Genomic DNA, 11,311 nt, shown 5'->3' with positions numbered 1-11,311 from the left:
TATTTTTGAAGCTTGATTTCTACCATTAAAAAAATAAAAAAATAGGATTAAAGGTTACACTTTTCAAATGCAGAATTTAAAAATCCATTACCATCCTGAGGTAGAGAATTTAGATAACAAATCTATTTTCACAAGGCTGGCAACCAGAAGTATTGCTATGCAAGAATCTAACATTTTGTTGCTTTATACAGAGAGATATCAAGACTACAGCTTGCCGGGTGGCGGATTAGATTTAGGAGAGGATATAATTGAAGGTATGAAAAGGGAGCTTATAGAAGAAACCGGAGCCCAAGATATTAGAAACATTAAGCCCTTTGGTATCTATGAAGAATATAGGCCGTGGTACAAACCCGATTTTGATGTGCAACATATGATTTCTTATTGTTACACATGCGAAATAAATACAGCGTTGGGTACATCTAACATGGAGCAATACGAGATTAAGAATGGAATGAAAGCCAAGTGGGTCAACATTTATGAAGCCATTGACCATAATAAGAAGACAATGTTAAATAGTGACAAAAAAGGGATGTCTATTGAAAGGGAGACTTTTCTTTTAGAACTCTTAGCAGAAAGTATCGCTAGAAAACTAGAGGTGTAACTTTCCATTACAATAACCATAGTTTATCTCCCCAAAATCGTTTAACCATAAAGAAAAATGAAAAGTCGATTATTTGTATTCATAGTACTGTGTATATGCACACATACTGTAATTGGACAAACGGAAAATCAAAAACTAAAGGCAGAAGCTTATCATCAAGACCAACAGTTTGTTAATCGCTATACCAACTCATGGTATTGGTTATTTGGTTCTTCTAATAGCAAATCGAATAATGATGAACCCCCGACAGTAAATTGGGAATTAGAAGATGGTGGTTGGTATACAGGGCAAGGTCGAAATAATGAGTATAGCGGTTTCGGAATACAGTACAAACCTAAAGACAATGCTTATATCTTTAGCAAGTGGGAGAATACGAGCCCTAATGGAATGACTTTATCTCAAAGTCTTGACTACAGTTTTTTAGGTACTTATGAAAATAATGAAAAGAATGGTTTTGGTATTACCAAGTGGTCTAACTACAAGCCATTTTCTAATGAAAATTATAAAAACGTTATAAAATTTATTGGCGAATATAAAGATGGTGTGTGGCATGGCTATGGCATCATTTACTTTAGAAACGGCACCTATAAATCTGGAATCTTCATAAATAGCATATTAAGTAAAGAATTACCGAAAATTGAAGTTTTAGAGGCATTAGGGTTTTAATAAACCTAACCCAATTATAAAATCAAAAAAAAGGTAGCAATATAAAACTGCTACCCTTGAACTTAAAATAAACAAACATTACTCTATGCCTTGCGCATCACTAATAACACGATCGATAAAATCTGTGTTGATATATAAGAGCCTAGCCAAATTGTACAATACATTTACTTCGCTATCGTCTATATGCCCATCTGCATAAGATATAATAGATAAATCTCTAAGTATATTCAATTTTTGCATTACAGAAAGAACAATATGAAGATCATGAGTTAACTCCTGTACTTCACTAATCATTTCATCTTCTGTAAGCCCCTTAATGGTCATCATACAATTAGCAAAAATTTTAGGAGCAACAATACTACTTAATGCCTGTATTTCAGAATCATCTACAACACCATCCGCATTAGATATTAAATAACCACCTAAAAACATTAGGCGCTGTATTTTTTCTGAATGCTCGCCTTCTTCCTCTAAGTTTTCTGGCTCCATTAAAGACATAATACGTTTGATCTCCACCTCCATTGCTTCTTCTGTAATTTCACCGGTGATGGTGTCATTAAAAGCCGCATAGGTTTCGCTTTTATTAAATAGCTCTAAAGCTTTAATTCGTAATGGACTAAAAGGGTGACTACTATACCAATCTGAAGGATCATGGTTGGCATCATTCAAAACTTCCTCTAAATCTACAAATTGTTCTATGTAAGAATTCAACTGAAAATCTAAAGAATCTGTGGTAACACCAGAAGATAACTTAAAGAACGTACGACCTACCGCTTCAAAATTTTGACAACATAATAGTCCTGCCCTATCTGCACTTATTTCTGCATTTCTGTTCCACGCATATAACTTCATTGCATGTATTGGCGCTAGTTCATTTTCTCCGGCGTCTAGAATTTGTCTAACAGGATAATCAAAATGCTCAAATAGTACATGCCCTATCTCATGACCAACTACAAATGTTAATTCTTCTTTAGAAAAACGCTCTAAGATTCCAGATGATAGAATTATATATAATTTATTTTCATCTGGCGGATAACAGGATGCATTGAACATATCGCTCTGGTATACAAAAAACTCAATATCAGCTTTAAGCTTTAAAGTGTTCTTACAATGCTCTCCTATTTCATGAAGCATTGGCGCCAGTGTTTTTGTTAACCTTAAACTAGATTTTAACAAGTGTTTTCTAGATTTAAACTTACCGCTGTTCTTGTTTACCTTTTCTAGAGTACTTTGTATTAGTTCATCTTGCTGAAAAGCGATTACATAGTCTCTATCCCCGTCATACACCAATAGATTTAAATCTACATCTGCACGTTTGGTAGTATATATCTGAGGTTCATCGGCTACGGTAGCTTTATGATTCAAGGCATTTATTTCCTCAATTTTATTGGTGTATTGTTTTGCCAATTCCGTTGTTATATTTTGAAAAACAACACTGGCTTCTTGTATCTTTTCTAAATTACCAGATGCTTGCGCATCGTTTAATTCCGCTAGCATTTTTTCTTGAGCTGAATTTATAGCGGCTTGATGTTCTTTTTCTAAATCTGATAATGTTTGTGATGTATATGTTGACATAATTTTAAGCTTGTACGTTTAATTTTGAGTTAGAAATTTTCATTAGTCTGCCCTTTAGATCAAATATTCCTAAAATTTGATCTTCTCCATTTTTGGCCACTACGTTGTTACCAGGTAATTCTACTTCATACCCTTTGGCTTTTAGATAAAAGAACAAGCTGTATTTATGTGGAAATGTGTAATTAGCAGCTACCTGAGAAAAGTGAGAACAGATTAAAGCTGGTGATGTTCTAGCCTTACTATCTGCTTCTTCAGAAGTTATGGTTACATAAACTATTATACCTTTAAAAGTTAAAGGAACGTAGCAGCTTTCTCCTGTTATAACAGATGCTATGGTAGAGAAGAACACTCCAGGATCAGATTCAACCTCCATTTTAGGTGTCGTAAAATCTTCAACCTTATAAGCTTCGCCCAATGCTTTTACCGCTAAGGATGTTTGTAAAAATTTTTCTGGAATACCACTCTGTGTATTTGCCCAAGCCCACAACCAACTTTTTTCGTTTTCTGAGTAGGTACCAAGAATTTGAATATCAAAAACCTTATCTTCTCCAAAGGTTAATTTACCTTCTAGCATATCACAGCTCCAGCCTAAACCCTCTACCATCTCACTAAAAATCTCCTGCTTTTCTACAGAGGTCACAAAAGACTGGTTGTACAATTCATTTATATCTAGCGTATTTGGTGTGTCTGCAGTATTCTCATTAGCACTAGCAGATTCCGTAGTTGTCGTCTCACTTTTGTTTTCGGCAAAATCTTCTAACTTATCTTCTAGTAAAGACACTATTCTTGCTGTTCTATCTTCAACCTTATCGGCATTAATTACCGGACTGTGATTTATCTTAAGCACACCATCCTCAAAAGTTATGGCACGTTCTATATTATGCTCATCATTTTCATTAACAATCATTACTTTTTTTAATCCTGCCTTTAAAAGATCAACCCCCATGTCATCTACACAAATAGCTTTAAAAGCTTCTATTAACGGTAGAAAATATATTTTCGGAAAGGTATCATTGTATAAATGAGAAAAGCGATCTTCCATTAAAGTATCCCACATAATATCCATTGCCACAGCGTAACCTGCCGCTCCAAAAATTTCTGTCTCTAATGCTGGATATAAATCGTTTTCAAATGCCTTAATTATTCTTTTTTCTTTAAGTCCCATACTGGTTTTATTTAAAAATTATGTTTTATTTATTTATTTATAATATTCGAAGAAGTTTTTCTTCTAAAATTTCAGATAGTTTTGAAGGCAAAGCCTTATCAATAGCTATTGAAATAGTCAATGTATTTTCTGAGATATTGAGCTGTAATGTGTCGGCTTGTTTTAAAACAACTGTATTAACAGCGCTCCAAGCTTCTTTGCCTAAATCGTCTTTAGTAACTGTACCAACTACACTCTTTAAAGCCGAAAAGACATCTTTAATGTTTAGTCTGTCATTTAATTCTTCTGTAGAAATAGCTTCAATGTTAAAATCTAGAATTTGCTCTCCTAACGCAATTCTCTCGGCATTCAACCATCGTTTAAGCTGTAATACAGTTAGATTTTCATTAACAGATAAAATTGGTCTGCTAATAGCCCCCATGGATAGTTCAACAACCATTTTTTTAGGCTGCTTAATAGTAACAAGTGAAATTGTGTGCATATTGAAAAAGTAAACTTGTTCTTCTAGAGATAACATGCATACAGATTTTTGGTGATCATTATCTTTAGTTATATCTAGAATTATACCTTCTAAATAATTGCCATTATTTAATGAAACCGCTATTAAAATGTCTTCTTCTTTTTTGAAAACAAGATGCAATACTTCCTCTGGCGTTTGAGCTACAAACGCTTTATAAAATGATTTTTCCATGATTTTAGGTGGTTTTAAGAATCTGCTATGAGATATTGATAATCTTCTGGCAATTGACTAATTAGGTACATATAAATACCATCTCTAGGTGTGGTTTTATAATCGTAATAGGTATAAGTTTCTAGCTCTAATTTGGGGTAATTCATTTTTACCAAACCCATTCCCACCCCTTTCGTTAAATTGACATTGCCCTCAGATTCTTTAAGGTGTTCATGTTTTTCAAAAGCAATATAAAAAGAGTTTAGTTGAGATTGATGTACCCAAATATTATGTAAGTAAGCAAGAGAATCTGTTTTGGAAAATTCTTTTTGAACAATAGCATCTATACGCTCAGCTTTTTCTGAACCATAATTATTAGTAATAATAGCATTGTGTCTATATCTAAATGAATCGCTACTATCATCTATTGTGCTAGGCTTTACAATAAGCTCATAGAACCCTTTTTTTTCTGTTATAAGTTTGAAATTAACATGAGCTTCTTGCATCCAGGTTTCTGGATAACCAACCAATAAACTAGATATTTTATCAGAAAAATATTGAAAATCCTTTAGCGTAGGTTCTGTCTTTAAACTTATATCTATGGTGTGGTTATAAACATTGACATCTAAATTATAAACATCGGCACGCAACAGCTCATGCAATTCTCTTTGTAATACAATTGCTTGCTTTTGATAACGTGTTAATGCTTCGATTCCCCTATCTCTACTACTGTGAAATGAAAAATGTAAATCTTTACTTTTTGCATTCCATTCAAAGTTAATAACAATATCCCTATTTTCTTTGAGCACTAACTCTACCCAATATAAATTTGGGTTCATGTTAGCTGCGTTAAAATTTCTCTTAAAAGTCAGTATATCATATTTGTTATGATGATACTTATTTAAATGCGCTACAAAATCTCTTTTCGCTTTGAAATTGGAAAAACCAAAACCAGCGACAAACAGTAAAATAATTATCAGGACAAAGTAAAAGATGAATTTGAACATATCAATATTTATAACCTATTACACTTTAGTTTAAACAATTGCTTATAGATTATTCTCTAATAATTCTACAAGAACACTTGTTCGTCTATCAACATCATCGGCATTGTTAATTGGGCTGTGATCAAACGTTAGAACACCATCTGTAAATGAATATGCATTACTAGGGTTATGGTGGTCTACTGTATTGGTAATATGAATTTCTTTAAGGCTATCCTTAAGGGCTTCTTTACCCATATCATCTGAGGCGATTGATTTGAAAGCTTCTATAATTGGAAAGAAATATATTTTTGGGTACGAATCATTATAAAGGTGCATAAAGCGATCTTCAAATAATTTTTCCCATTCAATATTTAAAGGCACATCAAAACCGGCGGCTTCGTTTATTTGACCTTTTAATTGTGGAAATTGTTCTTCTTGAAAAGTTTTTGTGAATCGATTTTCTTTTAATCCCATGATCTTTAATTTTAAGGGTTATTTGTTTATTTACCTCAAAACTATAGCATGGTTAGCGTCATTTTAAAACCGTTTTAAATTTGCGGATTTCGTTTTGTATTTGCGCTTAAAGTGTTTCTAATATTTGTTTTAGATAGGTTTTCTTGCGGGTTGCAACAGGTATTGTTTCATCATTGGTTAGGCTAACCGTATTATTAGAATTTACTGTTTTAATATACTTAATGTTCACCAAATGAGATTGATGTACACGTACAAAAGTATGCTCACTTAAAATATTTTCATAATACTTTAAATTACGAGCACTCATGATTTTTTTATCTACGGTATGGAAGGTAGTATAAGCCCCGTCTGATTGGCAACGAACAATATCTGTTATTTGAAGAAAATATTGAGCATCTGCAGTTTTGATCAATAATGTTTTCTGAATCTCTTTTTCATTAATTTCAGAAACCTTATCAATTGCGTTTTTATAAACTTGCTCTTTTTTAAAACGGACTCTAAACCTATCAATACAATTAGATAGCTCTTCTGAATCTATAGGTTTTAATAAATAATCTACCGTGTCAAACTTTATAGCTTTTATAGCAAATTCATCATAAGCTGTCGTAAAGATTATTTTAAAGGCAATAATATCTAAAGCTTCTAGAATTTGAAATGCATTACCGCCAATTAGTTCAATATCTAAAAATACAAGATCAGGAGTATTCTCTTTTAAAAATGAAATTGCATCTGTAACATTATCTATCTTGGCTATGACCTCAATATCCTTTTGCGTGTAGGTTATAAGTTTATCTAAAGTATTAAGAGCATTAAACTCATCTTCTACTATTATTGCTTTAATCATTAAAGTTTCAATTTAAAAAATACTTTTGTTCCTATAGGGGTATTATTATCATCAAATAAATCTTCTATAACAAAAGACTTCTCTTCCCCTTTTTTTCTCATTTTTAAACGCTCTAAAAATATAGTTGTTGCATGCAACTCTTCCGTTAATTTTTCTTTTTTAGCTTTTGCAGACCTACCTAAACCATTGTCTAAAATCACGAACGATAACCCATCCGTATTACCCTCTATTTTCACGAGCAGCTCTCCTCCTACTTTCTTCTCTTTTAAACCATACTCAATGGCATTCTCAACAAAAGGCTGTAATAACATTGGGGGTACGTTTATAGCATGTACATCTAAAGAATCTTCTATTTCAATTTTATATGAAAAGATATTATTGAACCGTAATTGCTGCGTTTCTATATAATTAGAAATCATAGAAACCTCTTTGCTTAGTGTAATAGCTTCTTTTCTAACATAATCGAAATTTTGTCTAATTAGCTTAGAAAATTTGGCGATATAGTTTGATGATTTTATAGGGTTTCCTTCTAAGGTTATATTCTGAATAGCAGCTAGTGTATTGAATATGAAATGAGGATTCATTTGTACACGCAATAAACTTTGTTCTAATTTCGATGCTTTATTAACTGCTTTAAGTTTGGTGTTATAGATATAAAATGCTGTTGCAATAAATAAGAAAACGAAAACCATTATAGTACTAATTAAAAGTAACTGATTTCTATTATTGATTTCTTTTTGATGATTAATTTCGGTTTCCTTTTGTTTAACCTCATAGTTAACATTGGCGAAGTTCAAGAGCCTATCTTTTTCTAGGCTACTTACATATAATTGCAAGCTATCTCTAACTATTTGGTTATCTAAAGCCGTAGTGTAATCTCCAGACATAATAGCTAGTGCTACCAGTTTATCTCTTACCTCTATTTCTTCTTTAAAATTGCTATTGGCAATATAGATTTCTAATGCTTTCTTATAGTTTATTTCTGCCGAATCATTTTCAGCTTTCAATAGAAATAAATTACCCAATCCTTTGTACGGTGCAGCATTTATAGCTTTTATATTTTTATTTAAAGTAGCTGAACCTCTTAGAAACTTTTCAGCACTTTCATAATCTCCAGCTTCAATATAAGTGTAGCCAATATTATTTAAAATACTGACCAATGTTCTAGGATCCCTTTGCGATTGACTTAGTGCCATAGCCTCAGAATAGCTAGATAAAGCCTTATTATATTCCTTTAGTTTTAAATACACACTGGCTTTATTTCCCTTTATAGCTATAATAGAAGTGGTATCTACACCTTTAGAAAACAAACTATCGGTTGCTGAAATATATTCTAAAGCATTGTCATAGTCTTTTAATGTAAAATGAAGCTTAAAGAGTTGGTTATAGGCTTTACCTTCTATACGATTATCTCCAATTAATTGTGCCAGACTTAATGCTTTTAGTGCATATTTCTGTGCAGTTTCAATATCTCCCATATGCAGCGCTGCACCGCTTAAAGAAATTAAACTTCTGCTTTCGTTATAGGTATCGTTTAGTTCAGCAAATAATTCGTTACATTTTAAATGGGTATTGAATGCTTCTTGATACTTATCGTTCAGATATAAAGCTTCTCCTTTATTGAATAATAAAATGGCTGTTTCTAAGGTGGTTAAATGTTTACTGTTTTGTAATAAACTATCTAACTTTAATATAGATTGTTCTGGTTGTGTCAGCGTTAAACTATCTGTTGCTAACAAACTTTTCTCTATACTTGGGCGAATTGTATCTTGTTTTGTACATGCAAAAAAAGTTAGAAAGATAAAAGCATAAAAACCTAATTGCTTTAGGCTTTTGTATTTTAAAATCATATAAGCTAAGATGGAAGTTGTTTGAATAGGCTAAAGTAAGGAATCATCTATATAAAATAAACGCGTTTAGCCTGCTCTTTTCTAGAAAAAGTGAAATTTAACGGTTTTAAATTTCTCGGTATTTGCTTACATATTTGTATTATAAATAGATACCTAAAAGAATAAACAATTGGTCTGTGTATCTTTAAAACTAAATATTAGAGAATAAAAAGATTATCATGAGTATACAGTTTTCAATAATCCTAAGACCTGCAGTTGTTATACTATGTTTTGCATTTACAATTAGCAGTTGTAAAAACAAGTCAAAAACAACTATAACTACAACCGATGAAGAAGACGTTGTAACGTACCCAAGTGATGTAATCCCGTTTATGGATGAATGGAAAATTCTTTGCGGAGACGGTAAAAGTTTTAATGACTTGGTTAACATAGAACATGACAATTTCTTCTATGTAGAAAATGAAGGCAATACAGACTGGGTAGTATATAAAGCGCCCAATTCTGGGGTGACTTCAAGAACATCTAGTAACACAAGAACAGAACTAGGGCAAAAAAAAGAATGGAAACCAGATACTGGCGGAAAGCTAACAGGCACCTTAAAAGTAAAGCATGTTTCTACCTCAGGTGATGCAAGAGTAGCTGCATCTTATGCGGTTGTAGTTGGTCAAATTCATGGTACTGAAGGTCATGAAAATGAACCTTTAAAAATCTTTTACAAAAAATTTCCTGGTCACACAAAGGGTTCTGTTTTTTGGAATTATGAAATAAATACAGAAGGCGATAACGCTAAAAGATGGGATTATTCAACTGCTGTTTGGGGAAATGATATGTCGGTAATTGGAGATACCCCAACTACCTATCCAGCAGAACCAGAAGATGGCGTAGCCCTTGGAGAAGAATTTAGTTATGAAATTAACGTATACAAGGGTGTCATGTACTTAACTTTTAAAAGCGAAGGTCATGAAACAAAAAAATTCACCAAGAGTTTAATTAAAACAGATTTTGCAAAATCAGCCGATATTCCCCAGCAAATATTGTCGCTATACTCATCTATAGGTCGTGATGGTGTAGAGCGTGAAAATGCATATGCTGGCGAGTTACAGAATTTTAAACAAGGAGCTTACAACCAAACCAATGGTAAAAATCCTGAAGAGAATATAGTATGGCATACCGGTTCAGAAACGTATAACGGTGATATTAAAAAACAATACGCTAACGGGTGCTATACAGAAGTTTGGTTTAAAGAAGCAACCGTTGGTGAAGGAACAGAACCTTTAAATTAATACACCATTTTACCCAACATCATTGTTACTTGATGGAAGATTTAAAATTCTATAAAAAACTAAAGCTGTCTAAAGAATCACTTATTGATTTATTAGATAACGAGGAAGATTTTAAAAATGTGCCAGAGAGTTGGTACGTAATAGTGGTTGATATTCAAAATTCAACGAATGCTGTAAAGGAGGGCAATCACCATCAAGTAAATTTAACTGCTACAGGTGCTATAATTTCTGTATTAAATACGATCAGAAAATTTCAAGGAAATATAGAAATACCATATTTTTTTGGTGGTGACGGAGCTACTTTTATAGTTCAATTTTCACTTTTAGATAAAATAGTTCAAGTACTGGATAATTATAGATTACATATAAAAAGAAAGACAAATCTTGTATTAAGAGTAGGTCAAATACACGTAAAAGAATTAGTTGAAAAGAATGTTCAACTTAAAATTGCAAAGCACCAATTAACCGAAAAACTCTCTATCCCTATAGTTTTGGGCAACGGTTTAAAGGTGGCAGAACACATAATAAAATCTTCGTTCAAAGAAAAGAACACTACATCTTTTGATGAATCCCTTTTAAATTTAGAAGGAATGGAATGTAGATGGGATGAAATAACTCCGGATAAAAGCCAAGCAAAAGTGGTCTGTTTATTATTGGATGCTACCGTAGAAGCTACTCAAAGCGATATCTACAAGCAAGTTCTGTCCCAAATGGAAAAAGACTTTGGATCTTTTGAAAATAGACAACCTATAAAAAACACAAAGCTAAGGTTAGATGCAAACCCAAAAAAGGTTTTGGAAGAGATGAAAATAAGCCTTGTATCTAACAATTGGATGTACTTCTTAAAAAGCTGGCTAAAAACTAATTTCGGTAAAATATACCTTAACCTAACTAGTAGCGGAAAACAATATCTTAAGCAAATAGGTCAACTATCACATACCTTTATGCTAGATGGTATGATCAATACCGTTTTCACCGCTGAGCAGAGTAAAATAGATAATTTCATAGCTTTTCTAGATACTCTTGAAGCAGACAACAAACTTATATATGGCATTCATGTAACCCATGCTTCTGTAATGTCTTGTTATGTATTGGACAGAAGAACAACTCATTCTCATTTTGTAGATGGCACAGAAGGCGGTTATACCTCTGCCGCAAAAATGTTTAAAATAAAGAAAAAGGCAGCTATCAAATAAA

General features: G+C 32.5%; 11 protein-coding genes. 4 read left to right on the top strand and 7 right to left on the bottom strand.

The genetic code is table 11. From position 1 onward, the window contains the following. Positions 1-67 precede the first annotated feature (67 nt). On the top strand, positions 68-601 hold the full coding sequence (locus tag BM296_RS15740; protein ID WP_091904364.1) for an NUDIX hydrolase: 534 nt from the start codon (positions 68-70) through the stop codon (positions 599-601). Positions 602-658: 57 nt separating this feature from the next. Next, a complete protein-coding gene (locus tag BM296_RS15735) occupies positions 659-1,267 on the top strand; it encodes an MORN repeat-containing protein (protein WP_091904362.1) in 609 nt (202 codons plus the stop codon). A gap of 78 nt (positions 1,268-1,345) precedes the next feature. On the opposite strand, the gene BM296_RS15730 is transcribed toward BM296_RS15735, so the two are convergent. The 7 genes from BM296_RS15730 to BM296_RS15700 all read right to left on the bottom strand — a co-directional run bounded on the left by BM296_RS15730 (position 1,346) and on the right by BM296_RS15700 (position 8,831). Next, positions 1,346-2,842, bottom strand: a complete 1,497-nt coding sequence (locus BM296_RS15730; RefSeq protein WP_091904360.1) for a M48 family metallopeptidase — start codon at positions 2,840-2,842, stop codon at positions 1,346-1,348. Positions 2,843-2,846: 4 nt separating this feature from the next. After that, the gene (locus BM296_RS19460; RefSeq protein WP_177214967.1) at positions 2,847-4,007 is read right to left on the bottom strand and encodes a DUF6882 domain-containing protein; all 1,161 of its coding nucleotides are present in this window, start codon (positions 4,005-4,007) and stop codon (positions 2,847-2,849) included. Positions 4,008-4,044: 37 nt separating this feature from the next. After that, a complete protein-coding gene (locus BM296_RS15720; protein ID WP_091904357.1) occupies positions 4,045-4,698 on the bottom strand; it encodes a hypothetical protein in 654 nt (217 codons plus the stop codon). A 14-nt stretch (positions 4,699-4,712) separates the two neighbouring features. Next, positions 4,713-5,516 (bottom strand): hypothetical protein, encoded by an 804-nt coding sequence (locus tag BM296_RS15715; RefSeq protein WP_143099090.1) that lies wholly within the window; start codon positions 5,514-5,516, stop codon positions 4,713-4,715. 210 nt (positions 5,517-5,726) lie between these two features. Next, positions 5,727-6,137 (bottom strand): hypothetical protein, encoded by a 411-nt coding sequence (locus tag BM296_RS15710; protein ID WP_027066765.1) that lies wholly within the window; start codon positions 6,135-6,137, stop codon positions 5,727-5,729. A 106-nt stretch (positions 6,138-6,243) separates the two neighbouring features. Continuing rightward, positions 6,244-6,981: a LytR/AlgR family response regulator transcription factor gene (locus BM296_RS15705; RefSeq protein WP_091904353.1), complete on the bottom strand. Its 738-nt coding sequence runs from the start codon at positions 6,979-6,981 to the stop codon at positions 6,244-6,246. Then, complete coding sequence (locus BM296_RS15700; RefSeq protein ID WP_091904351.1) at positions 6,981-8,831, bottom strand: tetratricopeptide repeat-containing sensor histidine kinase; 1,851 nt, start codon at positions 8,829-8,831, stop codon at positions 6,981-6,983. The genes BM296_RS15705 and BM296_RS15700 overlap by 1 nt, the downstream gene beginning before the upstream one ends. Before the next feature lie 218 nt (positions 8,832-9,049). Between BM296_RS15700 and BM296_RS15695 the strand changes: the two genes are divergently transcribed. Continuing rightward, the gene (locus BM296_RS15695; protein ID WP_091904349.1) at positions 9,050-10,114 is read left to right on the top strand and encodes a polysaccharide lyase family 7 protein; all 1,065 of its coding nucleotides are present in this window, start codon (positions 9,050-9,052) and stop codon (positions 10,112-10,114) included. Between the two features lie 32 nt (positions 10,115-10,146). Then, a complete protein-coding gene (locus tag BM296_RS15690) occupies positions 10,147-11,310 on the top strand; it encodes a DUF3095 family protein (RefSeq protein ID WP_091904347.1) in 1,164 nt (387 codons plus the stop codon). Position 11,311 lies beyond the last annotated feature (1 nt).

Origin of the sequence: Maribacter stanieri (genome assembly GCF_900112245.1) — a bacterium.
Classification (GTDB): Bacteria; Bacteroidota; Bacteroidia; order Flavobacteriales; family Flavobacteriaceae; genus Maribacter; species Maribacter stanieri.
This window is presented reverse-complemented; position numbering and strand designations above follow the sequence as displayed.

What these genes read in the sequence shown, in the direction of transcription:
- BM296_RS15740 (WP_091904364.1), top strand. Translation starts at nt 68, where the DNA reads ATGCAGAATTTAAAAATCCATTACCATCCTGAGGTAGAGAATTTAGAT.
- BM296_RS15735 (WP_091904362.1), top strand. Translation starts at nt 659, where the DNA reads ATGAAAAGTCGATTATTTGTATTCATAGTACTGTGTATATGCACACAT.
- BM296_RS15730 (WP_091904360.1), bottom strand. Translation starts at nt 2,842, where the DNA reads ATGTCAACATATACATCACAAACATTATCAGATTTAGAAAAAGAACAT.
- BM296_RS19460 (WP_177214967.1), bottom strand. Translation starts at nt 4,007, where the DNA reads ATGGGACTTAAAGAAAAAAGAATAATTAAGGCATTTGAAAACGATTTA.
- BM296_RS15720 (WP_091904357.1), bottom strand. Translation starts at nt 4,698, where the DNA reads ATGGAAAAATCATTTTATAAAGCGTTTGTAGCTCAAACGCCAGAGGAA.
- BM296_RS15715 (WP_143099090.1), bottom strand. Translation starts at nt 5,516, where the DNA reads ATGAACCCAAATTTATATTGGGTAGAGTTAGTGCTCAAAGAAAATAGG.
- BM296_RS15710 (WP_027066765.1), bottom strand. Translation starts at nt 6,137, where the DNA reads ATGGGATTAAAAGAAAATCGATTCACAAAAACTTTTCAAGAAGAACAA.
- BM296_RS15705 (WP_091904353.1), bottom strand. Translation starts at nt 6,981, where the DNA reads ATGATTAAAGCAATAATAGTAGAAGATGAGTTTAATGCTCTTAATACT.
- BM296_RS15700 (WP_091904351.1), bottom strand. Translation starts at nt 8,831, where the DNA reads ATGATTTTAAAATACAAAAGCCTAAAGCAATTAGGTTTTTATGCTTTT.
- BM296_RS15695 (WP_091904349.1), top strand. Translation starts at nt 9,050, where the DNA reads ATGAGTATACAGTTTTCAATAATCCTAAGACCTGCAGTTGTTATACTA.
- BM296_RS15690 (WP_091904347.1), top strand. Translation starts at nt 10,147, where the DNA reads ATGGAAGATTTAAAATTCTATAAAAAACTAAAGCTGTCTAAAGAATCA.